22 protein-coding genes are annotated in these 25,973 nt (G+C 36.6%); 12 read left to right on the top strand and 10 right to left on the bottom strand.

Annotated features, from left to right (window positions below; translation table 11 throughout):
* Positions 1-382: 382 nt before the first annotated feature.
* The 6 genes from thrS (at position 383) to FJA49_RS01700 (ending at position 4,878) form a co-directional block, all read left to right on the top strand.
* The gene (gene thrS / locus FJA49_RS01725; RefSeq protein ID WP_139998187.1) at positions 383-2,329 is read left to right on the top strand and encodes a threonine--tRNA ligase; all 1,947 of its coding nucleotides are present in this window, start codon (positions 383-385) and stop codon (positions 2,327-2,329) included.
* Between the two features lie 17 nt (positions 2,330-2,346).
* Positions 2,347-2,901, top strand: coding sequence for a translation initiation factor IF-3 (infC, locus tag FJA49_RS01720; RefSeq protein WP_199758345.1), 555 nt, complete (start codon positions 2,347-2,349; stop codon positions 2,899-2,901).
* A gap of 104 nt (positions 2,902-3,005) precedes the next feature.
* Complete coding sequence (gene rpmI, locus FJA49_RS01715) at positions 3,006-3,203, top strand: 50S ribosomal protein L35 (RefSeq protein ID WP_014164268.1); 198 nt, start codon at positions 3,006-3,008, stop codon at positions 3,201-3,203.
* Between the two features lie 161 nt (positions 3,204-3,364).
* A complete protein-coding gene (gene rplT, locus FJA49_RS01710) occupies positions 3,365-3,709 on the top strand; it encodes a 50S ribosomal protein L20 (protein WP_008464948.1) in 345 nt (114 codons plus the stop codon).
* An 86-nt stretch (positions 3,710-3,795) separates the two neighbouring features.
* On the top strand, positions 3,796-4,365 hold the full coding sequence (locus FJA49_RS01705; protein WP_139998183.1) for a Crp/Fnr family transcriptional regulator: 570 nt from the start codon (positions 3,796-3,798) through the stop codon (positions 4,363-4,365).
* A 78-nt stretch (positions 4,366-4,443) separates the two neighbouring features.
* Positions 4,444-4,878, top strand: a complete 435-nt coding sequence (locus FJA49_RS01700; RefSeq protein ID WP_056072574.1) for a carboxymuconolactone decarboxylase family protein — start codon at positions 4,444-4,446, stop codon at positions 4,876-4,878.
* Positions 4,879-4,924: 46 nt separating this feature from the next.
* Here FJA49_RS01700 and FJA49_RS01695 read toward each other — a convergent pair whose 3' ends face one another.
* Together FJA49_RS01695 and FJA49_RS01690 are read right to left on the bottom strand one after the other, a co-directional pair.
* Positions 4,925-5,767: an isoaspartyl peptidase/L-asparaginase gene (locus FJA49_RS01695; protein ID WP_139998181.1), complete on the bottom strand. Its 843-nt coding sequence runs from the start codon at positions 5,765-5,767 to the stop codon at positions 4,925-4,927.
* 1 nt (position 5,768) lies between these two features.
* Positions 5,769-6,638 (bottom strand): cyanophycinase, encoded by an 870-nt coding sequence (locus FJA49_RS01690; protein ID WP_139998179.1) that lies wholly within the window; start codon positions 6,636-6,638, stop codon positions 5,769-5,771.
* Between the two features lie 298 nt (positions 6,639-6,936).
* On the opposite strand from FJA49_RS01690, the gene cphA reads away from it, so the two are divergent.
* The 3 genes from cphA (at position 6,937) to FJA49_RS01675 (ending at position 13,301) form a co-directional block, all read left to right on the top strand.
* Complete coding sequence (gene cphA, locus FJA49_RS01685) at positions 6,937-9,561, top strand: cyanophycin synthetase (protein ID WP_139998177.1); 2,625 nt, start codon at positions 6,937-6,939, stop codon at positions 9,559-9,561.
* Between the two features lie 109 nt (positions 9,562-9,670).
* Complete coding sequence (locus FJA49_RS01680; protein WP_139998175.1) at positions 9,671-11,404, top strand: T9SS type A sorting domain-containing protein; 1,734 nt, start codon at positions 9,671-9,673, stop codon at positions 11,402-11,404.
* Between the two features lie 151 nt (positions 11,405-11,555).
* Positions 11,556-13,301 (top strand): T9SS type A sorting domain-containing protein, encoded by a 1,746-nt coding sequence (locus FJA49_RS01675; protein WP_139998173.1) that lies wholly within the window; start codon positions 11,556-11,558, stop codon positions 13,299-13,301.
* A 55-nt stretch (positions 13,302-13,356) separates the two neighbouring features.
* Here the strand turns inward: FJA49_RS01675 and FJA49_RS01670 are convergent, their stop codons facing one another.
* The 7 genes from FJA49_RS01670 to tgt all read right to left on the bottom strand — a co-directional run bounded on the left by FJA49_RS01670 (position 13,357) and on the right by tgt (position 21,545).
* Positions 13,357-14,268, bottom strand: a complete 912-nt coding sequence (locus FJA49_RS01670) for a glutaminase (protein WP_139998171.1) — start codon at positions 14,266-14,268, stop codon at positions 13,357-13,359.
* 22 nt (positions 14,269-14,290) lie between these two features.
* Complete coding sequence (locus FJA49_RS01665) at positions 14,291-15,553, bottom strand: asparagine synthetase B (protein WP_139998169.1); 1,263 nt, start codon at positions 15,551-15,553, stop codon at positions 14,291-14,293.
* 85 nt (positions 15,554-15,638) lie between these two features.
* The gene (dnaB, locus tag FJA49_RS01660; RefSeq protein WP_139998167.1) at positions 15,639-17,183 is read right to left on the bottom strand and encodes a replicative DNA helicase; all 1,545 of its coding nucleotides are present in this window, start codon (positions 17,181-17,183) and stop codon (positions 15,639-15,641) included.
* Between the two features lie 141 nt (positions 17,184-17,324).
* Positions 17,325-18,278 (bottom strand): acetyl-CoA carboxylase carboxyltransferase subunit alpha, encoded by a 954-nt coding sequence (locus tag FJA49_RS01655; RefSeq protein ID WP_139998166.1) that lies wholly within the window; start codon positions 18,276-18,278, stop codon positions 17,325-17,327.
* 132 nt (positions 18,279-18,410) lie between these two features.
* Complete coding sequence (locus FJA49_RS01650; RefSeq protein ID WP_139998164.1) at positions 18,411-19,316, bottom strand: DMT family transporter; 906 nt, start codon at positions 19,314-19,316, stop codon at positions 18,411-18,413.
* Positions 19,303-20,379: an LptF/LptG family permease gene (locus FJA49_RS01645; RefSeq protein ID WP_139998162.1), complete on the bottom strand. Its 1,077-nt coding sequence runs from the start codon at positions 20,377-20,379 to the stop codon at positions 19,303-19,305. Before FJA49_RS01645 ends, FJA49_RS01650 begins: the two co-directional genes overlap by 14 nt.
* A 35-nt stretch (positions 20,380-20,414) precedes the next feature.
* On the bottom strand, positions 20,415-21,545 hold the full coding sequence (gene tgt / locus FJA49_RS01640) for a tRNA guanosine(34) transglycosylase Tgt (protein WP_139998160.1): 1,131 nt from the start codon (positions 21,543-21,545) through the stop codon (positions 20,415-20,417).
* 251 nt (positions 21,546-21,796) lie between these two features.
* Between tgt and FJA49_RS01635 the strand changes: the two genes are divergently transcribed.
* From FJA49_RS01635 to FJA49_RS01625, 3 genes are all read left to right on the top strand, one after another.
* Positions 21,797-22,975 (top strand): M50 family metallopeptidase, encoded by a 1,179-nt coding sequence (locus tag FJA49_RS01635; protein ID WP_139998158.1) that lies wholly within the window; start codon positions 21,797-21,799, stop codon positions 22,973-22,975.
* A gap of 102 nt (positions 22,976-23,077) precedes the next feature.
* Positions 23,078-23,929 carry a transketolase gene (locus FJA49_RS01630; protein ID WP_139998156.1) on the top strand — a complete coding sequence of 284 codons (852 nt, stop codon included), beginning with the start codon at positions 23,078-23,080 and terminating at the stop codon, positions 23,927-23,929.
* A gap of 57 nt (positions 23,930-23,986) precedes the next feature.
* A complete protein-coding gene (locus FJA49_RS01625) occupies positions 23,987-24,940 on the top strand; it encodes a transketolase family protein (protein ID WP_139998154.1) in 954 nt (317 codons plus the stop codon).
* A 70-nt stretch (positions 24,941-25,010) separates the two neighbouring features.
* On the opposite strand, the gene FJA49_RS01620 is transcribed toward FJA49_RS01625, so the two are convergent.
* A complete protein-coding gene (locus FJA49_RS01620; protein ID WP_139998152.1) occupies positions 25,011-25,973 on the bottom strand; it encodes an FKBP-type peptidyl-prolyl cis-trans isomerase in 963 nt (320 codons plus the stop codon).

The following is a 25,973-nucleotide window of genomic DNA, read 5'->3' as shown; positions in this document are numbered from 1 at the left end:
GTGCAAAAGTAAAAAACCTTTTTGATTCTCGCAAATTTATTTTTGGAAATTTTTATCCCCCTTCAAAATCCGCTTCCTGTCAGTATTTACCTATGAACTTCGCCTTTATTGCGGGTGCAAATGTAGCACCTTTTTCCGCTTTCGCAAACTTTATGGTAACTTTTTTTTGAAGTTTTCTTAACTTTAAAGCTAACTTGCTGCTATACAATTTTTTGAGTCTAAAACTTTTTTTCATCATCTCCAGACAATCCCAAACAAACCTATTTACTATCCTATATATAGGCTAAATTCAAAAAGCATATTATTATCTGTTTATATATACATATATATATTGTATGTATTTTGAGAATCTTCTATATTTGCCGGACATAAATTTTATACGATGATAAAGATTACGTTACCCGATGGGTCAGTTAAGGAGTTTGCACAAGGTGTAACTCCTATGGATGTTGCTAAAAGCATCAGTGAAGGATTAGCCAGAAATGTTATTTCTGCCTCTTTTAACGGAACTGCTGTTGAAACGACGACATCTCTGACGACGGACGGGTCACTCATATTATATACATGGAATGATATAGAAGGTAAAAAAGCTTTCTGGCATTCTACATCCCACGTTATGGCTCAAGCCTTAGAAGAGTTATTCCCTGGAATCAAACTAACTTTAGGACCTGCAATCGATAATGGATTTTATTATGATGTAGATTTTGGAGACCAAAAGATTACAGATGCCGATTTCAAAAGAATCGAGGATCGTGTTCTTGAGATTTCCCGCGAAAAGCATGAGTTCAAAATGCGTTCTGTTTCAAAAGCAGAAGCATTGGCTATATATAAGGACAACGAATACAAAACAGAATTGATCCAAAATCTTGAAGACGGAACGATTACATTCTGCGACCATGCGACTTTCAGCGATTTATGCCGAGGTGGACATATCCCAAATACAGGAATCATCAAAGCCATGAAAATCATGAGCATTGCCGGAGCCTATTGGAGAGGTGACGAAAAGAACAAACAGTTGACTCGTGTTTACGGAATTTCATTCCCTAAACAGAAAGATCTGACTGATTATCTTGAGTTACTAGAGGAAGCCAAAAGGCGTGACCATAGAAAATTAGGAAAAGAACTGGAACTGTTTGCTTTTTCACAAAAAGTAGGACAAGGTCTTCCGCTATGGTTACCAAAAGGCGCAGCTTTGAGAGATCGATTAGAGCAGTTCTTGAAAAAAGCACAAAAGAAAGCAGGTTACGAGCAAGTTGTAACGCCTCATATTGGACAAAAAGAATTGTATGTGACTTCTGGCCACTATGAAAAGTATGGCGCTGATAGTTTCCAGCCAATCCATACTCCTGCTGAAGGTGAGGAATTTTTATTAAAACCGATGAACTGTCCTCACCACTGCGAAATCTTCAACACAAGACCTTGGTCATACAAAGACTTACCGAAACGTTATGCAGAGTTTGGTACAGTATATAGATATGAACAGTCTGGGGAGCTTCACGGATTAACTCGTGTTCGTGGATTTACTCAGGATGATGCGCATATTTTCTGTACTCCAGAGCAATTGGATGAAGAATTCAAAAAGGTAATTGACCTGGTACTTTATGTTTTTGGTTCATTAGGATTTGAAAACTTTACAGCTCAGATTTCCTTAAGAGACCAGGAAAATAGAGCTAAATATATAGGTACAGATGAAAATTGGGAAAAAGCAGAAAACGCAATTATCAATGCTGCAAGAGACAAAGGACTGAATACCGTTGTTGAATATGGCGAAGCGGCTTTCTATGGCCCTAAGTTGGATTTCATGGTGAAAGATGCTTTGGGAAGACAATGGCAATTAGGAACTATCCAGGTAGACTACAATCTTCCAGAGCGTTTTGACTTGACTTATAAAGGTTCAGACAACGAATTGCACCGTCCGGTAATGATTCACAGAGCGCCATTCGGATCAATGGAACGATTCATTGCTATTCTACTGGAACATACGGCTGGAAATTTCCCTATCTGGCTTATGCCAGAACAGGCTATTATATTGTCTTTGAGCGAGAAATATGAAAATTATGCGAAAAAAGTTTTAGATTTGCTAGAAAATCACGAAATTCGCGCCCTAATTGATAATAGAAACGAAACAATCGGTAAGAAAATCAGGGAAGCTGAAGTTCAAAAATACCCGTTCATGCTAATTGTTGGTGAAGAAGAAGAGAAAAACGGAACTGTTTCCGTACGTCGTCACGGACAAGAAGGCAAAGGAAATATCAGCGTTACAATTGAAGAATTCGCTGCTATTGTCGATGAAGAAATAAAAAAGACATTAAAAACATTTGGAGTTTAACTTAAAATTTTAGAGCCATAGCAATAAGAAACAACAGAGGTCATCAACCTCGAGTAGAAAAAAAAGATGCACACAGAATCAACAACCTGATTCGTGTCCCGGAAGTACGCCTTGTAGGAGATAATGTAGAGCCGAAAGTTTATAAAACTTCTGAGGCTTTGAGAATGGCAGAAGAGCAGGAACTTGACTTGGTTGAGATTTCTCCAAATGCTGAACCTCCGGTTTGTAAAATCATGGATTATAAGAAATTCCTTTACATGCAGAAAAAGCGTGAAAAGGAGTTGAAGGCAAAATCTACTCAAATTACAGTAAAGGAAATTCGTTTTGGTCCGCAAACAGATGAGCACGATTACGAATTCAAAAGAAAGAATGCTGAGAAATTCCTTAAAGAAGGTTCTAAGCTGAAAGCTTTTGTTTTCTTCAAAGGTCGTTCCATCATCTATAAAGACCAGGGACAGATTCTTTTATTGCGTTTGGCTCAGGATTTAGAGGAATTCGGAAAAGTGGAAGCTTTACCGGTTTTAGAAGGAAAGAGAATGATTATGTTCATTGCTCCTAAGAAAAAGAAATAATTTTAGGCGATAAGCAATAAGCAATAGGCCATAAACCTAAAACTTAAAGCATAAAGCTTAAAGCAAAAATAGTAAGTAAGACAATTCAAATACACTAGGAAAAGATGCCTAAAATGAAAACTAAATCTAGCGCCAAAAAACGTTTCAAAGTTACTGGCTCTGGAAAAATCAAAAGAAAGCACGCTTTCAAAAGTCACATTTTGACTAAGAAATCTAAAAAGCGTAAACTAGCGTTAACTCACTCTGCATTGGTTCACCAATCTGACGTGAAAAGCGTTAAAGAACAATTAAGAATTATCTAATACGTCGAAAATTAGAAAGTCTTAAAGTCATTGACCTTAAACTTTACAACATTTGACTATAAAAATTCTTTAGGTTAAAACAATTAAATAACCTTGGAGTATGGCCTACTAAGATCCTTTGATTAAATTCAGGACGCCTGCTACAAAAAAACATTAAAATTATGCCAAGATCAGTAAATTCAGTTGCTAAAAGAGCAAGAAGAAAAAAGATAATGAAGCAAGCCAAAGGTTTCTTTGGCAGACGTAAAAACGTTTGGACAGTTGCGAAAAACGCGGTTGAGAAAGCAATGTCTTATGCTTACCGTGATAGAAAACAGAATAAGAGAAATTTCCGTTCTTTGTGGATTCAACGTATCAACGCTGGAGCTAGATTGGAAGGAATGTCTTACTCTCAATTCATGGGTAAAGTAAAAGCTAACGGAATCGAATTGAACAGAAAAGTTCTTGCAGATTTAGCTATGAATCACCCAGAAGCTTTCAAAGCTATACTTAACAAAGTAAAATAAACGTTTTATAAATCTATTTGTCTTACTTACTTATAAAGAAACCATCTCGAAAGAGGTGGTTTTTTTGTTATTACTATATTTGTTTTATGAATCCGCTACTTCAACACATACGAAAGTTTATACCATTAGACGATAGAGAAGCCAAAACCGTCCTCTCCTATTTTGAAACCGAAAGTTTTAAGAAAAAGCAGATCATGCTGGAAGAAGGACATATTTGCAACAAGCAATATTTTATTACCAAAGGCTGTGTTCGCTTTTACATCAACAATAGCAAAGGTGTCGAACAAACGCTTCAGTTTGGAATCGAGAATTGGTGGATTGCTGATTATTTGAGTTTCCAGGAACAAATCCCTTCTCACTTTTACATACAGGCCATAGAAGCTATCGAGGCGCTTTCTATAGACCGTAAATCGTTTGAGGCTTTATTATTGGAACTGCCGAAGCTTGAAAGATACTTTAGATTGATTATCCAAAAATCATTTGGTGCTTCACAAACCCGAATCAAATATCTTTTTACGATGTCTGCTGAAGAACGTTATCATCATATGAATTCCAGATTTCCTGAGTTTATACAACGTGTTCCTCAATATATGCTTGCCTCCTATCTTGATTTCTCTCCTGAATTCCTCAGTAAAATCCGTGCAGGAAAAGTCTAGTTTGTTTTTCTTGAAGTACTTCAAGTTTTTTCCAATCCATCTTGCGGAACTTTGTTGTGAACTTTAAAACACATCAAAATGGAAACTAGAGTAAATATTTTAAAAACGGCTCCGGAAGCCTATAAAGCAATGATGGGATTAGAAAAATTCCTTGCTTCTACTTCATTAAATCCGATCCATAAAGAACTTATCAAAATTCGTGCTTCACAAATAAACGGTTGTGCTTACTGTATTAATATGCATACGAGAGACGCTCGCAAAATGGGTGAAACCGAACAACGAATATATCTTTTGAATGCCTGGAGAGAAACTCAGCTTTATACTGAAGAAGAGCAAGCTATCTTAGCCATGACAGAAGAGATTACTTTAATTCAAAATCACTTATCAAAAGCAACCTACGATAATGCCAGAAGATTGTTTGATGAAGAATATATAGCAGCCATCATTATGATGATTACTACAATCAACGCCTGGAATCGCATAGCAATTTCTACAGAAATGGCCCTTGACTAAAACAAAAAAGCCTGGCAATTGCCAGGCTTTTTTTATTGTATTTATTCTATTTGAAGACTTCTTCAGTGACTCCATCATAACTTGCAAACACCATAGTTGGATGTGAATCCTGATGATAGATGGTTCCATCTTTATCTATCGCAATGGCACCAGCAAAACCATCAAATGGCTTTAGCTCATTAAATGTCTTTTCAAAGGCATCTTTTAAAGAGAATCCATCGGTTACGCGGGTTACAATTTTAGCTGCAACAGCACCGCTTACGATATCTTCGCCAACACCGGTGAGACTTACACCGCAAAATTCATTGGCATAATTTCCGGCAACGGTTGCTGAATCAGATATCCTTCCCGGTATTTCAAAACCTTTTCCTCCGGTTGATGTGGCAACAGCTATTTTTCCTTCGCTATCTAAAGCCACACAGCCTACAGTTCCGGTTCCGAGAGATTTTAGTTTGGCTTCATATTCTGCCCTTCTTTGAGGAATTTCAGTAGAGAATGCTTCAAAACCGTGCTTTCTGGCAAAGTTTGTAGCCCCACTTCCACCCAAAACCTTATCGTCATAATCCTGCAAAATTTGGGCAACCTGGATTGGATTTTTTACTTCTTCAATATTAATGACTCCACTCATCTTATGTGTTGAACCATCTATTAATGAAGCGCTCATCCTGATTTTTCCATCGCTTTGTATTTGAGAACCTATTCCGGCATTGAAAAGCCCATCATCTTCCAGAAGAGAAACTGCATACACAACTGCCTCTAAAGCAGAATGTGATTTCAAAAACTCATACGAATCTTTTGCGATACGCAATAGTGCATTTTGCTTGGCTATTTTAGTTTCCTGGCTGGTAGAAGATTCTGAAAAGAAACCACCGTGAATTATGATTTTCATCCTAAACGTATTGAGAAGATTGGATATGCATCTTATTTGTCTTGAGGTCATACGTATCGTATTTACTCATTACGTGTACAATCAGATTGTTGATTGAGATTGGCTGCCCAAGTTCCACCTGAGTAAGATTGGTATCCTTAATCTGGTGTCCGTCAACCAAAATAACCAATCCAGAACCAATGGCTTCCATTTTGTCTCCTATAATCAGTAGACCTGTATCTTCTCCTAATCCTACTCCAAGTACTTTAGGGTTTCCTACAACTGCCTGGAATAGTCTTCCGATTCTTCCTCTCTGAACAAAATGGGTATCAATAATAACATCATCAATCAGTCCTAAGCCACTCGTGATTTTTACTTCACCTTTCAATAATGCTTCGGAACTGCTTCCTTGGTATATCATATTGTTAGAAGCCGCAGCAGCACCTGCTGAAGTTCCGGCATACAGAAAATCTTCATTCTTGTATTTGTCTAAGATAATGTCGTGAAATTCTGTTCCTCCTAAAATAGAAGTCAGTCTTAACTGGTCACCTCCGGTAAACATTACAACATCAGCTTCTCTGATTCTTTTTAGGATTTCAGGCTCCGTCGCTTGTTCCCTTTTTTCTATATGCAGTACATCTACATTTGTTGCATTCAGGTATTGCAAAGCCTTTACATATTCAGGACCTACTTCTCTTGGTATTTTTGAAGCCGTGGTTACAACTTCGATTCTTGATTTTTCTTTGTGTTTTGATTCTGTCAAAAGCCTTTTTAAAATTCCTGTTTCAAAGAAATTCAGGTTATTGGCTACGTTGGCATCAAAACTGGCTTCTGTAAAACTTCCTTTATCTACAGCACCTCCAATGATCATTAATTTTCCTTTTATATTCATTTCAAATGGTATGTGAATTCCGTAAAAATAACCAAAAACTTAAAAAACGCAATTAAACACGTAACATTTATTTAAACTTTTCCTGATTTCATTTAAAGAATAGTTTTATGGTAAAAATTTAAAAAAATTTTGATTGATATTTTAAAAAAATTATTTTAGTAGAAATTTATTTTAATTTTTTTAACTAAATATATAAAAAGCTGTTATAAATCTGACAGCAAATAGTACACTAAAAATCATAATCACTTACCTGTTAAGTGGTTACACTTATTAATTAACTTAACTAACCCATCCATTTATGAAAATACTCAAAATACAAGCCTTACGCGGACCAAACATTTGGAGCGTTCGCAGAAAAAAATTAATCCAGATGCGTTTGGATCTTGAAGAAATGGAACAATATCCAACGAATAAGATTGACGGATTTAAAGAGAGAATCGAAGCCATGTTTCCTACGATGTATGAACACCGATGTTCTGAAGGTGTGCCCGGAGGTTTTTTCATGCGAATTGAACGAGGCACTTGGATGGGACATGTTATTGAACATATTGCCTTAGAAATCCAAACACTTGCCGGAATGGAAACCGGATTTGGAAGAACCCGTGAAACAAAAACTCCCGGCATATATAATGTTGTTTTTAGTTATACTGAAGAAAATGTAGGCCTTTTTGCAGCCGAATCTGCAGTAGCAATTGCCGAAGCTTTGATAGCCGGCACCGATTATGACTTGGAAGCCGACATTCAGAAAATGCGTGAAATCAGAGAACGCGACCGTTTGGGTCCAAGTACCGGAAGTATTGTTGAAGAAGCCGTAGCCCGAGATATTCCATGGATTCGCCTAGGCACCAATTCTTTAGTACAGCTGGGTTATGGTATCAATCAGATGCGTTTTCAGGCAACAATTACCTGCAAGACAAGTAGCATTGCAGTAGATATTGCCTGTAATAAGGAAGAAACTAAAAGGATGTTGGACAACGCTTCGATTCCCGTAGCCAAAGGTTCTATTTGTGTGGACGAAGAAGACTTGCAAAATACTATTGATAAAATAGGCTATCCTATTGTTATAAAACCTTTAGATGGTAATCATGGAAAAGGAGCTTCTATCAATGTCATTAATTATGAAGATGCAAAAGCCGGACTGGCCTATGCACAAAAATACAGCCGCAGGGTTATTGTAGAAAAATTCATTACAGGTTTTGATTTCAGGGTATTGGTAATAGACAATAAGATAGTTGCTGCAGCACAAAGAGTTCCTGCTCATGTCAAAGGAAACGGAACGAACACAATCGAGCAATTAATCGAAATTGAAAACCAGGATCCTCGCAGAGGTTACGGACACGAAAATGTCCTTACAGAAATTACGGTTGATAGAGATACGACGGATCTTCTGGAAAAGATGAATTATACTTTAGAAACCGTACCCCGAAAAGGAGAAATTGTCTATCTGAAATCTACAGCAAACCTGAGTACCGGTGGAACTTCTGTTGATGTTACCGATATGATGCACCCAGAAAACATTTTCCTTTCTGAACGAATTTCAAGAGTAATTGGTCTGGACATTTGCGGTATTGATATTATGGCAGAAAATCTGACTCAACCGTTAAACGAAAATGGCGGTGTTATTTTGGAAGTTAATGCAGCTCCTGGTTTCAGAATGCACTTGGCTCCATCTGAAGGATTGCCAAGAAACGTTGCTTCGCCTGTAATTGATATGCTTTATCCTCCAGGAAAACCGAGCCGTATCCCTATTATTGCGGTTACTGGTACTAATGGAAAAACCACCACCACACGACTTCTTGCCCATATAGTAAAAAATAACGGGTATAAAGTAGGGTTTACAACTTCTGATGGTATCTATATCCAAAACCATATGTTGGAAAAAGGCGATACGACCGGACCAATCAGTACGGAATATATACTGAAAGATCCAACGGTAGAATTTGCCGTATTGGAAACTGCCCGTGGCGGGATACTCCGTTCAGGATTAGGCTTTAGCCGATGTGATATTGGAATTATCACTAATATTTCTGCCGACCATTTAGGATTAAACGATATTGATACGTTATCAGATTTAGCCCGAGTAAAGAAAGTTGTTGTTCGAAGTGTCAAAAAAGACGGATGGGCTATCTTAAATGCAGATGACGAAGAATGCGTAAAAATTGCTTCGGAACTGGAATGCAATGTGGCCTTTTTCAGTATGGATGAAGAAAATCCACTGATTAAAAAACTAGGAAAAGAAGGCCGAACAGTTGCTGTTTATGAAAACGGATATATCACGATTAAAAAAGGTGATTGGAAAATACGCGTTGAAAAAGCGGCTCACATACCGCTAACATTAGGCGGAAAAGCAAAATTTATGGTTGCGAATGTTCTTGCGGCTACTCTGGCATCTTATCTATGGGGATTTAAAACAGAAGATATAAGTCTTTCGCTTCAGACTTTTATTCCTAGTGTTGCACAAACACCTGGAAGAATGAACATTTTTGAATTCAAAAAGTTCAAGGTTATGATTGACTTTGCACATAATCCATCCGGATATATGGCTATTGAAGATTTACTCAATAATATCGAATCTACCCGAAAAATAGGAATTATTGCGGGTGTTGGCGACAGACGTGATGAAGATATTAAAGAATGCGGAATGATTGCAGGCAGGATGTTTGATCATATCATTATCCGACAGGAAAAACATCTCAGAGGAAGAACCGAAGAAGAAATCATTAATCTGATTTTGGAAGGAATCGAAGAATCCGGAAGAGATATCACTTATGAAATTATTCCTAAAGAAACCGAGGCGATAAAACATGCTATCAATAGTGCCGATGAAGGAACTTTTATCACAGCACTCAGCGATGTCGTAACCAACGCTATAGAAATTGTCCAACAATATCTTGATAAAGAAAATGAGGATGGGCTGATTTAAAAACCACAAAAGCTGTTTAGTGTAATTTCATTAAACAGCTTTATTTTTATAATTATTTAATTAATTAGTATATTTATAACCAAATACTTAACTAATCCCTAAAATAATTATGAATAAAACTACTTTATTATTCTTTTTTATAAGTTTTTCTCTTTATGCTCAAACTTCTGATTGGAGCTGGGTTAAGAGTTTTGAAAACTTAAGCGCCAGTACTATTACCAATTCTTTTATGGACAATCAGAAAAACATTTACCACATTGGATCCTTTAGTTCTCCATCAATAACAATAGGAGAAACGGTAATTTCAAACTCCAGCGAGATACCCCAAAATCCTAATATGAAATATTCGGACGCTTATATTTCTAAGTACGACTCTCAAGGGAATCTTTTATTTGTCAAGCATTTTATCGGATCAAAATATGAAAACCTAACTTCTATCGCTTATGACAATAACAGTAATTTTTATATTACAGGATATTATAGCGGAAATATAACGATTGGCAACACCTCCTACGAGACTCCATCCGATATGGCCAAATGTTTTCTCGCAAAATTGGATTTAAATGGGAATGTCATCTGGAGCAAACCTCTTAATTTTAATGGAAGCTCAATTCTAAAATTCAAAGACAATAATTTATATATAGCAGGGATACATTCTGGAGATACTTTTACGATTGACAATCTTACAACACCGAGTGTTGGATATACGGCAGTAGTAAACGGTATGGACAAAACATTTGTTGCTAAACTTGATTTATCCGGAAATCCAATTTGGTTAAAATCGTCTACTTATAACGGGTCGGCAACCATTAGTGATTATCATAGACTTGGAACACAGGTAAAAGGATTAGCAATAGATAATTTAGGCAATGTATATGTTGCCGGAGTTATTTTTTCGCGCTCGTCAACTTTTGGAACGATTACAATCACAAAAACCGTAACCAACAATAATTCCAATTTATTTATCACCAAATATGACAGTTCGGGTAATGTCGCATGGGCCAATACTGCTCCAACAAATTCTGCAGCCAATAGTGTTGTTTCGGATATTGCTACTGATAGCAACAATAACATCTATCTATTAGGACAAATCTACAATTCTGCGACCAACTTTGGAGGAACTTCACTTAATTTCCCAGGCAACTACGGTTCTTTTCTTGTAAAATATGCCACCAATGGGAGTGTGGTTTGGGCAAAATCAGGAAAAATAGCTTCAGATGCGCAGCCCAATACAGGAATAGGATATAATTTTTTCGACCGTATGTTTATTGACAGCAATAATAATGTACATGTAACGGGACTTTTTTCAAATTATATAAATTTTGGAAACAATGTAGTTATGCAAACCAGTAACTGGGCAGGTAATCTTTTTTCCATAAAATATGACAGTAGTGGTAATGCCAGTGATTTTTATAAAATCACTGAAACCATTAATTCCAGAAATTCACAAATTCTTGATATCTCTGGAGATGTTTTTTATTATACCGGGTATGTAGGTGATGCAACTTTTGTTTTGGGAGATGTTACTATTAATAATCCTACCTTTAATTCATACTCTTATATAGCAAAAAGAGACAAAAGGCTCAGCATTGAAGAACATTCTGGAAAGGATTTTATTATTTATCCTAATCCATCGCAAGAATTAATTTATGTTTCCGGATTGAATTCTTCAGAAAATAACGTTCTTACAGTGTTTGACATGACAGGAAAAAGAATAAAATCTTTAGAATTTACAAATAATGACACTATAGCAATTGATGTTAAAGATTTGGCTTCGGGCAGTTATGTCCTAAAAATAGAAAGCGGTACTCTTCAAAAAAGCATCAAATTTATAAAAAGCTAAACTCCATTATTTCTACAAATAAAATAATGCGGTAGTCCAAATCTACAGCTGTTTGAAATAGTTATCCTACTTCAAACAGCTGTAGATTTTTTTAATTATTTAATTAATTCTTATATTTAATCCCTAAGAACTCCCTAAAAATCAAATAATAATGAAAAAAACTACTCTTTTTCTTTTATTTTTCTACTCTATTCTAAATGCCCAAACCGCTGATTGGAGCTGGGCTAAAAGTTTTCCAAATCTCAGTGTTGGCGTTAGTGATTGTTTTATGGATAGCCAAAAAAACATCTACCACATTGGTATTTTCAATTCTGAAACTTTAACTATTGAAGGAACCGTGATTACCAATTCGAGTGAAGTATCTCCAATTAGCAATGCAAAATACCAGGATACTTATATTACGAAACATGATTCTAATGGAAATCTTATTTTTGTCAAGCATTTTCCAGGATCTAAAGTTGATGGTTTTGCATCTATGGCTTATGACAACAATAATCATTTTTATGTAACCGGGTATTTTAATGGCAACATGACGCTTGGCTCAAATACATTACAATCCCAAAATGACGAAATGAAATGCTTTTTGGCCAAAATTGATTTAAATGGAAATGTAGTTTGGAGTAAAGTAATGGATTATCATGGTGCACCTATTTTAAAATTCAAAGACAATAACCTATACCTTACCGGAACACATACGAATAATACGTATACTATAGACAATCTCACAACTCCAAGTGTAGGATATACCGCTGTTGTGGGCTTTATGGACAAGGCATTTGTTGCCAAATTTGATACTTCAGGAAATGCAATCTGGCTAAAATCGTCAACTTATAACGGAAGCGCTTCCATTAACGAACCTCACAGAGTAGGCACACAACCAAAAGCAATAACTATCGACAATCTTGGAAATGTATACATAGCCGGGATGATTTTCTGCCGTTCGACAACTTTTGGTTCTATAACGCTAAACAAAAGTGTGACCAACAATAATGCAAATTTATTTATTACAAAATATGATAGTAACGGAACTGTTGTCTGGGCATCGTCTGCTTCTACCAATTCATCAGCACATACCACCGTCACTGATGTAGTAACTGATAGCAATAATAATATCTTTTTGACCGGACAAGTATATAATAGTGTGATTGGTTTTGGAGGAACTTCGTTAAACTTTAATACCGGTCAAGGCTCTTACCTTACGAAATATGCTCCAGCAGGAACTGTACTTTGGGCAAAAGCTGCAAAAATAGCAACAGATGCGCAGCCACATACGGGTATCGGGATGAGTTCTTTCGAGAGATTATTTGTTGATAGCAATAATAATATCTATGCTACAGGGTTATTTATAAAATACATCAATTTTGGAAATAATCTTGTTTATGAAAACACCACAAATACTGGTATTGGCAATCTTTTTTCTGTAAAATATGACACTAATGGCAATGCAAGCGATTTTTATAAAATTACGGAGGCCAATAATTCCAGAGATCTGAGGATTCTAGATATTGCAGAAAACGAAAGTGTACATTATTATCAAGGAAAAACATCTCAAAATTCCCTAGTTTTAGGTAATCTTACACTTAGTAATCCTTCTAACGTGCAAACTACCTATTTTGGAAAAAGAGACAAACGTTTAAGCACGGAAGAACATTTTGTAAAGAACATTACGCTATATCCAAATCCTTCACAAGAGCAGATTTATATTTCGGGTATGGATTCTTTATCAGAAAATATGCTTTTCACTATTTATGACATGGGCGGAAAGAAGATAAAATCTTTAGAATCTACAAATGAAGATGTAATGACTATCAACATCAAAGACCTTGCTTCCGGAAGCTATGTCTTGAAAATCCAAGGAGCAACTGCCCAAAAAAGTATACAGTTTGTAAAGAACTAAAGCTATACTACTAGCAGAAACTAAAAAATCCCAAGTTTAGCTTGGGATTTTTTAATTAAAATACAGACATTCCTGTTTTTGTCGTAAACAATTCTAGAGCATTCATGCCCAATTCCGAATTTCCTTTTTCGTTTAGACGTGGACTCCAGGTTACTATTGTAAAGTGTTTGGGAAACAACGCCGCTATTCCACCGCCAATTCCGCTTTTGCCGGGAAGACCAACTTTATAGGTAAATTCGCCAGATTCATCATAAAAACCACAAGTCTGCATCAAAGCATTAAGCCGCTTGACATTGCTTTTTGATAAAACCTGATTGCCATCCATTGTTTTACCTTCATTGGCAAAAAAATAAAACGAATGTGCCAGTTCCTTACAAGTCATTTCAATAGAGCATTGATGGAAATAAAAATCCAAAACGGTTGCTACATCATTTTCAATATTGCCAAACGATTTCAGAAAGTTAGCCAAAGTTGCATTCCTAAAACCCGTATCTTTTTCAGATTGGGCCACTTTTAAATTGAAATCTATTTCCTGAGTGCCCGAAATGGCTCTTATAAAAGCCAAAAAATCTTCTTTAGGGTGTTTCAAATGTGAAACCAACATATCGGCTATGACTAAAGCTCCGGCATTAATAAACGGATTTCGTGGGATTCCTTTTTCAAATTCGAGTTGGACAAGAGAATTAAAGGCTGTACCAGAAGGCTCAACTCCTACTCTTTCCCAGATTTTTTCTCCCATAAAAGAAAAAGCCAATGCAACGGTCAGCGCTTTGGACACACTTTGGATTGAAAATTTTTCATTGCTGTCTCCAATTCCATAGTCCTGCCCTTTGATTGTGGTCAGATGAATACCAAATTTATCAGGATCTATCGTGGACAGTTGTGGAATTGTTTGGGCCACATTTCCGATTTGCGGAAACGATTTGGCTTCAAGATAAACGTCTTGCAGTATTTTTTGATAATTCATTCCGTTAAAAGGATTGGAAAGATTATGTTTTTAATTTTTTCTTTCTTGCTGCCGGGAATAGTACATTGTTAAGTATCAATCTATATCCAGGAGAATTTGGATGCAGGTCTAAAACTGTCGGAGCATCACCCACTCTGTGTTGATAATCTTCCGGGTCGTGTCCTCCAAAATAAGTGAACATTCCTTTTCCTTTTGTACCATGAATATACCTGGCTTCGTTATTCACCTTGTTTTCACCCATGACCAAAACACTGGATTTAATCCTGTTGCTGTCAAAAGAAGTCGTTTGTCCCATAAAACCTTTAACCAATTGGGTATGGTTTTGGCAAAGCATACTTGGAATTGGGTCCCATTTAGCAGAATATTCCATTAACGTGAAATAATCCTTTTCCGGCATGATATTTCTTTTCAGTGTCATGTCGATATCGGAAAACTCATAGATAATAGGATTTTTTTCCAAAATATAGTCTTTAAATGCGAAGCTGTTCTCATATTTAATCTTTGACTGATAGTTTGCCTCACTTTCGTCTCCGTCAAACATTGGTTCGCAAATATCAACGCCATCAGCAGCTAGTGCAATATCAAAACTATCTGTAGCAGAACACATGGCAAACATAAACCCGCCTCCTATTACAAAATCACGTATTTTTTTAGCAACTGCCAGTTTTTCTTCTGATACTTTACTGTAGCCTAATTTTTTTGCCAGTTCCTCTGCATCTTTCTTTTGTTCGATATACCAGGGCGCATTTCTGTAGGCTCCGAAAAATTTACCGTACTGTCCCGTGAAATCTTCATGATGTAGGTGAAGCCAGTCATATAACAACAATCCGTCTGATAAAACTTCTTCATCATACACTGCAGTAAAAGGAATTTCTGCATAGGTCAATACCAATGTCACGGCATCATCCCAAGGTTGTTTTCCCTTTGGCGTATATACAGCAATTTTGGGTGCTTTTTCCAAAACTACGGTTTCCATGTTTTGCGATGGACTACTGATTTCATCCAAAATTTGATTGGCCTGTCCATCAGAAAGCAGTTCAAAACTCACGCCTCGAATCTGGCATTCTTTTCTGATTTCTGGAGCATCCGGAAGTAAAAAAGAGCCGCCTCTATAATTCAAAAGCCAGCTTACTTTATAGTGCTTATCCAATGACCAATATGTAATTCCATAGGCTTTCAAATGATTTTTTTGCGAGGCTTCATCCATGGGAAGCAAAATAAATGATGCCCAAGACGGAATTGAGGATAAGAGTACTAAAAATAAAAAGGCAGTTTTTTTAAGCATTCCAAAGATTTTACTTCAAAGATAACGGTTTTTAGGGAAGCAAATTATAAAAAAATCCGCCTCGTTGGGCGGATTTAACTCTATTTTAGAACGGTACATCGCTGTCGTCATCCACATTGTTCATGTTGCTACCAAAAGCTTCATTTGCCGAAGGCAGGTTTTTGGTCAGGAATGGCGCATCCTGCATATTCATTTTTGAAGGCAGGTCGTCAAAGTTAGTTCCGTATTCATCAAGGTTGTCAAATTTACCTAGGTTACCAACGAATTTAAGCCTTACGTTTTCCAAACTACCATTTCTGTGTTTTGCAATGATAAATTCTGCCTGACCTTCTGTTGGTGAATGTTCATCATCATCCCATTCGTCAATTTTATAATATTCCGGACGGTAAATGAACGAAACGATATCGGCATCCTGCTCGATAGCTCCCGATTCCCTAAGATCCGAAAGCAAAGGTCTTTTACTCGAACCACGGGTTTCAACGGCACGCGAAAGCTGCGAAAGTGCAATTACCGGAACGTTCAATTCTTTTGCCAAAGCTTTTAGGTTTCGGGAAATTGTAGAGATTTCCTGTTCACGGTTTCCGCCTCCTTTTCCGCCGCCGCCAGCTGTCATCAATTGAAGGTAATCGACAACTATCAATTTGATACCGTATTGCGAAGCCAAACGACGTGCCTTAGCACGTAAATCAAATATGGAAAGCGATGGTGTATCGTCAATATATAAGGGTGCCTTTTCAAGATTTTTCACCTTGATACTAAGCTGTTCCCATTCGTGTTTTTCTAATTTTCCGGTACGCAGTTTTTCTGAAGATAGTCCTGTTTCTGACGAAATAAGACGGGTAATCAACTGTACGGATGACATCTCCAATGAAAAAACGGCTACAGCATGGTTAAAATCTATCGCAATATTTCTGGCCATAGACAAAACGAAAGCCGTCTTACCCATACCCGGACGAGCCGCAATAATAATCAAGTCACTTGGCTGCCATCCTGAAGTTACTTTGTCTAACTTTTCAAAACCGGTAGCAACACCACTTAAACCTTCCTTATTTGCAATTTCTTCAATTCTTTTCTTTGCCTGGATAACCAAACTTTGGGCTGTCTCAGAACTTCTTTTGATATTTCCTTGAGTAACTTCGTATAATTTTGATTCTGCCTTATCCAACAAATCAAAAACATCTGTCGTCTCATCATAGGATTCTTCAATGATTTCTGAAGAAATCTTAATCAGACTTCGTTGAATAAATTTCTGAAGGATGATTCTCGAGTGGAACTCGATATGTGCCGAAGATGAAATTTTTTGCGTTAACTGAATCAGATAGAAATCGCCTCCTGCCAAATCCAGTTTTGCCATCTTTTTAAGCTGTGCTGAAACTGTTAATAAGTCAATTGGTTGCGAATCGTTGAAAAGCTGTACGATAGCTTCAAAAATATACTTGTGAGCTTCCTTATAGAAGGCCTCTGGCTGGAGAATATCAATAACCTCATCCACCCCTTTTTTATCAATCATCATCGCACCCAAAACGGCTTCTTCCAGTTCGACAGCCTGTGGCGGGAGCTTTCCTTTTTCGAGATTGATTATTGTAGTTTTATCTACTCTAACCGGGTTTATATTTCTGAGATTTTCCATAATGCGAATGTAACCAAAATTAAAAGATATTGCCTTTTGACTTGTTAGCTACTTTTGTTTATAAGTATTAAAATTGTGTTGATAACCAAAAAAAAATCCGAAACCACGGGGCTTCGGATTTAGTTTCAATTTTAGTAAGGTTTACTCTTTAAATTCGCCCATTTTGCTGTATTTGTCCATTCTCTGGGCCACTAATTCAGCTGTTGATAAGTCTTTTAATTCGTTGTATCCTTTCAATATGTATTTTTCAACCGATTTGAATGTTGTATCTCTATCATAGTGAGCTCCACCTAGTGGCTCAGGAATGATATCGTCAATCAGTTTTTGTTTTTTCATGTCGAATGAAGTCAGTTTTAAAGCTTCAGCTGCCTGCTCTTTATATTCCCAACTTCTCCATAAGATAGAAGAACAAGATTCTGGAGAAATTACAGAATACCATGTGTTTTCCAACATATAAACCTTATCTCCAACACCAATTCCTAAAGCACCTCCTGAAGCTCCTTCACCAACAATTACTGTGATAATTGGAACTTTAAGACGAATCATTTCAAGAATGTTTCTTGCAATTGCTTCTCCTTGTCCTCTTTCTTCTGCTTCTAATCCTGGGTATGCTCCCGGAGTATCCACTAAAGTAATTACCGGAATACCGAATTTCTCTGCCATTTTCATCAAACGTAAAGCTTTTCGGTAACCTTCTGGATTTGCCATACCAAAATTTCGGTACTGGCGTGTTTTTGTATTGTATCCTTTTTGCTGGCCAACAATCATGAAAGACTGTCCTCCAATTTTACCTAAACCTCCAATCATTGCCTTGTCATCCTTGAAGCCTCTGTCTCCAAAAAGTTCTAGGAAAGTGTCGCCGCATAGAGCGTGCACATGATCCATAGTATAAGGACGGTTAGGATGTCTTGACAACTGTACACGCTGCCAAGCGCTTAGGTTTTTGTATATATTTTTTTTAGTTTCTTCAAGTTTCTTTTCAATCTGCTTGCAAGTATTCGATACGTCAACGTCAGATTCTTGACCAATTACTTGGCATTTGTCTAATTGGTCTTCAAGTTCTTTTATAGGGAGCTCAAAATCTAAATATTCCATAGGACTTGTGCATTTTTTGTTTAGTTCGAACTGCAAAGATAGGATTTTCATTTAAGAACAAAAGCTAATTTTTGAAAAGATTTAGCCTCTTTGTGTCTTAAACGTTCCAATCAAAAACACTCGTGAATTGCTTTATTTATCAGCCAAAAGAGATTTTTTGGCCTTATAATTCTTTAAAATTCCGTTTAAAATTACTGTTGCTAAAATAATGACTGCACCTACATAAAAAGCAGGGCTCATTTTTTCTTTATCACCTAAAATAATGTAAGCCAACATAATACCATAAACAGGTTCCATGTTTGTTGTGAGCATAACCGTATAGGGTGTAAGCTTTTTCATAACATTAACCGACGCTGTAAAAGCATAGGCAGTACATACAGAAGAAAGCACTAGCAGTAAAATCCAGTCATGTTGAGAAACAGTAAAGAATTCGGCAGTAAATTTTCCGCCATATAGCAGATAAAGAGATACAAAAAAGACTCCTGCAAAAAATTCATACAGTGTAATTACTGACGGATCATATTTCTGTATCAGCTTGCCGTTGAAAAGCGTAAAGGTAACTCCTAAAAAAACAGATATCAGCGAATACACCATTCCCAAAACATAGTGTGTTTCAACCTGCATAATCATCAAAAGTCCTCCAATGATAATGAGTCCGAAGAATACTTCGTACCACAACATTTTTCTATTAAAAAAAATAGGCTCCATGATGGATGCAAAGAAAGCTCCGGTTGAAAAAACAGCCAGAGTAATCGAAACGTTGGAGACATTAATCGCTTTGAAGAAAAATATCCAATGCAGGGCAATAATCAATCCTACACTAATGAGATGGAAAAATGATTTTCGGGGAATACGCCATGGTTTTTTGGTAACCAATACATAAATCAGCATGAAAATGCCTGCCATAAGCATTCTGTACCATACCACGTTCTCTTCTTTTATAGTGATGAGTTCACCAAGTATTGCCGTAAATCCCCATATAAAAACAATCAGATGAAGATTTAGGTAGCTCTTTAGGTTACTACTATCTTTTTGCATTTCGAAGCAGGTAAATCGCTAAAATTCCAAAAACAAAATTAGGAAGCCATACTGCTATAAATGGCGGTATACTCGATTTTTCAGCCAAGGTTCCAAAAATTTTGTCAAAAAAGATAAAGGTAAAGGCAAGGCCAATTCCTATTGCCAAATTCATCCCCATTCCTCCTCTTCTTTTCATAGAAGATACAGCAACAGCAATAATTGTAAGAATGAAAGCCGAAACAGGAAGACTGTATTTTTTATATAATACTACAAGATACGTATTGATATTTGACGATCCTCGTTCTCTTTCTTTGTCGATAAAATCATTCAGTTCGCCTAAAGTCAGTGTTTCTGCGATATAAATTACCGGTGTCAAATCTTCAAGATCGAATTTAAACACCGTGTCTTTTTTCATAGATGTTTCCAACCTATCATCCAACTCACCAATTTTTCTTTTTGTATAGTTATACATGGTGTATGTTGTGTCTTTCTCATTAAAGCGAATACGGGCTGCATTAATAGTGAAATCGAGCTTATTGTCGTTGAATTTTTTAAGCGAGAAATCAAATGCCGTTTTTGAATTGATATTGAAGTTACTTACATATATAAATTCGCCCGGACTGACTTCCCTGTAAACATTACTGGTTTCCCTTGTTTTATTATTTCCTTTGAGATAGGTATATCTAAAGTCATTAAAGCCCTGGCTCGCCTTTGGAACAATAAAAAATCCCATCAATAAGGCAAAGACCGATACAATCGTAGCTCCAATCAGATACGGTCGTAAGAATCGCTGGAATGATATTCCTGAACTTAAAATTGCAATAATTTCAGTATTGTTTGCCAGTTTGGAAGTAAACCAGATAACCGAAAGGAATAAGAAAATGGGAAAAAGAAGATTGGCAAAATAAACTGTAAAATCTACATAATAAAGCGCCACTTTTCCGAAAGGCACCTTATTTTGGATGATTTTATTGACTTTTTCCGACACGTCAATTACAATCCCTATCGGAATAAACAGAAACAGCATCACAAAAAATGTGGCCAGATATCTTTTCAGAATATACTTGTCGATTATCTTCATTTTTCTACCAGATTCTAATCTTACTTTTAGATTTATTATAATCTTTTATCCATCTGCTTAACCATCATTTCCTTCCATACTCGGAAATCTCCTGCTAAGATATGTTTTCTTGCTTCACGAACCAACCACATATAGAATCCGAGGTTATGAATTGTTGCAATTTGTTTTCCAAGGTATTCATTTGCTGCAAAAAGATGACGCAAATAGGCTTTTGTATATTCTGTATCGACAAAAGTATGTCCCATTTCATCAAGTGGTGAAAAATCAGCTTCCCACTTTTTGTTTTTGATGTTGATGGTTCCGTGTGCGGTGAAAAGCATTCCGTTACGGGCATTTCTTGTTGGCATCACACAGTCGAACATATCAATTCCAAGTGCAATGTTTTCCAAAATATTGATAGGAGTACCTACTCCCATAAGATATCTTGGTTTGTCTTTTGGCAATATCTCTGTAACGACCTCAGTCATTGCGTACATTTCTTCTGCCGGTTCACCAACAGAAAGTCCACCAATAGCATTTCCCTGAGCTCCAGCGTTAGCGATATATTCTGCTGACTGCTGACGTAAATCTTTATAAGTACTTCCCTGTACAATTGGGAAAAAAGTTTGTTCGTAGCCGTATTTATATGGCAATTTTTCCAAATGATTGATACATCTGTCCAACCATCTGTGTGTCATGTGCATCGAACGCTGTGCATAACGGTAATCGCACGGATAAGGAGTACATTCATCAAAAGCCATGATAATGTCTGCCCCTATTGTTCTTTGGATTTCCATTACATTTTCGGGCGTAAAGACATGGTATGAACCATCAATATGGGATTTGAATTTTACACCTTCTTCCTTAATTTTTCTATTCGAAGAAAGAGAATATACCTGATAACCTCCAGAATCAGTTAGGATATTTCTATCCCAATTCATAAATTTATGGAGTCCGCCTGCTTTTTCAAGAATATCAGTTTGCGGTCTTAAATATAAGTGATAGGTATTCCCTAAAATAATATCAGGATTGATATCGTTTTTCAATTCTCTTTGGTGTACACCTTTTACGGAAGCTACAGTTCCTACAGGCATGAAAATTGGCGTTTCGATAACACCGTGATCCGTTGTTATTTTTCCAGCCCTTGCCTTTGAATTCGGATCATTTTGTAATAGTTCAAATTTCATTCTTTTCTCTTTATCCCAAACTTTGGGAGGCAAAGATAATTTATTTAAGATTTATCATTTTAGATTTATGATTTAATTTAACATCCAATCCGATAAGCCTAGCGTATGTATGTTTTTGAAACCTATAAAAATGTTACTGTCAGTTTTTTAAGTTGATAAAAAGCATTTGCTTTAAGAAAAAAATTTATTGTTATTTTTAGACCCAAATGTAATTACCCCCTAAGCATTTTTCTTGCCAAATCCTGATAGACATGAAAACACAATTGATGGCTGAATTGCTTGCTATACTATTAATATCTAGACCCTTGCTTACGGTCTTTCACGAACTCGGCCATGCTATTCCTGCTATTTTGATGACTCGCGAACGTGCCACAATTTTTTTAGGATCTTATGGTGATACCGACAAAAGTTTTCGATTGGCCTTTGGAAAGCTCGAAATCTGGATAAAATACAATCTTTTCAAATGGAAAGGCGGCTTATGCGTTCCTCATGCCAGCAATATTTCTATCAACAAAAAAATCATTTATACGCTTACCGGCCCGTTGGCTTCTCTTTTGATTGCAATAATTTCCTGCTATATAGCCTTTGCCTACAAACTGAAAGATTTTCTATCCTTTCTTTTTTTGGTTTTCTTATTGCTTTCCATTTTTGATTTTTTAAAAAATATCATTCCCAGCAACCAATCTATTATGCTACATGATGGTAAAATCGGGCATAATGACGGCACTTCACTTGTCAGGCTCTTTCGTCATAAAAAATATCCCAAACAATATTTTGACGCTATAGCTTTATACAACAACAAACAATATACCGAAGCAGCATCTGTATTCGACACTATACTTTCCAGCGGACTGAAGGATCAGGATACCTATCGTTGGGCTATATATTGCCATCTCCTGATTAAAAACTATCGCAAGGCTAAAAACTATTTTGATGAATTCAGGAAACGATTCCAAATGAATTCGGAAGACTATTCCAATTTGGGCCTTATCTATTCCCATTACGAAAATCACGAAAAGGCGATGAAACTGTACGGAATATCCTTAAAACTAAATCCCATGAACAGTTATTCCTTAAACAACCAAGGCTATACCCTGAACATTCTTGAGAAATATGAGGAAGCAATCACTTTTTTTGACCGGGCGCTCGAAATCGACAAATCATTTGCCTATTCCTACAACAACAGGGGATTTTCAAAAATAAAGCTTGGCCGTATCGAAGAAGGACTTCATGATCTCAATCAATCCTTTGAGCTTGATCCATATAATCCTTATTATTTCAGAAATCTTGGGATTTATTATCAGGAAAGAGGTGAATATCAAAAAGCTTTAGAATTATTCCTTAAAAGCAAATCTTTAGATAACTACACTCATGACATTGACACATTAATTGCCGAAGTCAAGAAATATTTAAGCCAAAAGGCCTACTAAATAAGATTTATGCCTTCTCCTTTCTGAAATTCTGAAAATTCAGATGTCTAAAAATCCAAATATCTGATTATCTTTGCGCCAGTTTAAATTTATCCTATAAGAATGAAACCTAACACACAACAATTAAACAACTTAACTATTCAAGTACGCAGAGATATTCTCCGAATGGTTCATGCTGTAAACTCAGGTCACCCTGGCGGTTCGCTAGGTTGTACGGAATTTCTCGTTGCACTTTATCAAAATTTAATGGATCGCAAACCAGGTTTCGATATGGATGGAAAGGATGAAGATATCTTCTTCTTGTCAAACGGACATATCTCTCCTGTTTTTTACAGCGTATTAGCCAGAAGCGGTTATTTTCCGATATCTGAGCTGGCAACATTCCGCCACATTAATTCCAGATTACAAGGTCACCCAACAACACACGAAGGTCTTCCGGGAATTCGTATGGCTTCCGGTTCATTAGGACAAGGAATGTCTGTTGCTATTGGTGCTGCTTTGACAAAAAAACTGAATAAAGATTCTCACTTAGTTTATAGCCTTCATGGTGACGGTGAATTACAGGAAGGGCAAAATTGGGAAGCTATGATGTATGCTTCGGCTTATAAAGTCGATAATTATATCGCTACAATCGATTTAAACGGAAAACAAATTGACGGACCTACTGACGAAGTCTTGAACATGGGAAGCATCAGAGCTAAATTTGAAGCTTTTGGATGGGATGTTTTAGATATCGAGAAAGGAAATGATATCGAAGCTGTTATTGCTGGTATGACCGATGCAAAATCAAGAACAGGAAAAGGAAAACCTGTTTGCGTATTGCTACATACAGAAATGGGTAATGGTGTAGACTATATGATGTATAGCCACGCTTGGCACGGAAAAGCTCCGAACGACGAGCAGCTGGCAAATGCTTTGGCTCAAAACTACAGTGAAGGCGAAAGCGATTATTAAAAAGCGGTAGGCTTTAAGTTATTGCTAACAGCTTATTCGTATATCAAAAAGACAAAAATGAAAAAATATATCAATACAGGAAATAAAGATACTCGCTCCGGTTTTGGTGCGGGACTAACGGAATTAGGTCAAAAAAATGAAAATGTCGTTGCACTTTGTGCTGACTTGATCGGTTCACTAAAAATGGATGATTTCAAAAAGAATCATCCAGAACGTTTTTTTCAGGTTGGAATTGCAGAGGCTAACATGATTGGAATTGCTGCCGGTATGACTGTAGGTGGAAAAATTCCTTTTACAGGAACATTTGCTAACTTTTCTACTGGAAGAGTTTATGATCAGATCCGCCAATCTGTTGCTTATTCTGATAAAAATGTAAAAATATGTGCTTCACACGCAGGACTTACTCTAGGTGAAGATGGAGCTACTCACCAAATCCTTGAAGATATAGGATTGATGAAAATGCTACCAGGTATGACTGTAATCAATACTTGCGATTACAATCAGACTAAAGCAGCTACTATTGCCATTGCAGAGCATCATGGACCGGTTTATCTTCGTTTTGGACGCCCATCGGTTCCAAATTTCACTCCAGAGAACGGAACATTTGAAATTGGGAAGGCAGTATTGCTTAACGAAGGAACTGATGTGACAATTGTTGCTACCGGACATTTGGTATGGGAAGCATTGGTTGCTGCAGAAGCATTAGAAGCAAAAGGTATATCGGCTGAAGTAATCAACATCCATACTATCAAACCTCTTGACGAGGAAGCAATCTTGAAATCACTTGCTAAAACAAAATGTATTGTTACTGCTGAAGAGCATAACATTCTTGGTGGTTTAGGAGAAAGCGTATCAAGAGTATTGGCGTTGAACAATCCGGCACCGCAAGAATTCGTTGCTGTAAATGATAGCTTTGGCGAATCTGGAACTCCTGACCAATTGATGCAGAAATACAAGCTAAACAATCAAGCTATTGTTGAAGCTGCTGAAAGAGCAATCAAAAGAAAATAACAAGAATAAAAGCTTTATAAATAAAAAATCCCGTTCAAATGAACGGGATTTTTTTATGCTTATTTGTTTATTAATGACAGCTCGGATCTAAATGTTTTTTCAAACCTCCGGTTGTTCCGGAACAGTTTGGTATCAAATCAAACGGATAGATATTCCCAAAAGCATCTTTAATTTCTGTTCTTGTTCTTGTACGGTCACCATCATCATCAATATCTAAAAAGTTCGGTATACCGTCACCATCTGTATCATCGTCATAATAATTGCCATTTCCATTCAAATCTTCTAAATACGACAGAATTCCGTCTCCATCATTATCAGCAAATTTTACTGAATGTAGATTGATTGTAAACACCAAAGGTGAATAAGAAGACAATCCTGAACCAGCCGGAGCTCCATTAAAATAACCTAAACCAGAAGGCACGAATACAATCCCCACACCATAATCTGTTAGCAATGTTCCTCCAGGATTAGATGGATCATCAACAGCATTTCCAGATTTAAACTCGGTCATTATATTTCTCCATCCAGAAACCACACTTTCTTGTGAAAACCAAACCGGATTTGGTCTGTAATCAAATTGTGTTCCGTCTAAAGCATTACCTCTATAGGTCACTAAAGTAGAATCTACTTTCGTTGGAGACTGGCCTACTCCTTCTCTTATTTTCAAATAATATAATTTATATTCAACCGGGTCATTAATTAGCTTTCCTACAATAGGATCTGCATTTGTATACGTTCTTCCGTCATTCTTAACTATCTTAGATTTCAATTGATAGTCTTGCTGATCCCAAATAGAAACCTGTGTACCTCCTTCTGGAATCTGAATGATGGTAGGAACCGGGTTATTATTGGCATCTATAGCAACGGTAAGATAATGCGTCTTTAAGTAGGTTTCGATATCCTGTATGTCTGAAGCATACTGTGTCGCTCTATCTCTTGGTGGAGCTACTTTAGAGGAATCATCGTCTTTTTTACATGAAAAAAGCACCGTACTTGAAACTATAGCTATTAAAAAAAGCTTAATTCTGGTCAT

Origin of the sequence: Flavobacterium microcysteis, from assembly GCF_006385255.1 — a bacterium.
In the GTDB taxonomy this organism is placed as follows: Bacteria; Bacteroidota; Bacteroidia; order Flavobacteriales; family Flavobacteriaceae; genus Flavobacterium; species Flavobacterium microcysteis.
Note: the sequence above shows the minus strand (reverse complement) of the source record. Positions and strands in the feature narration are given on the sequence as shown.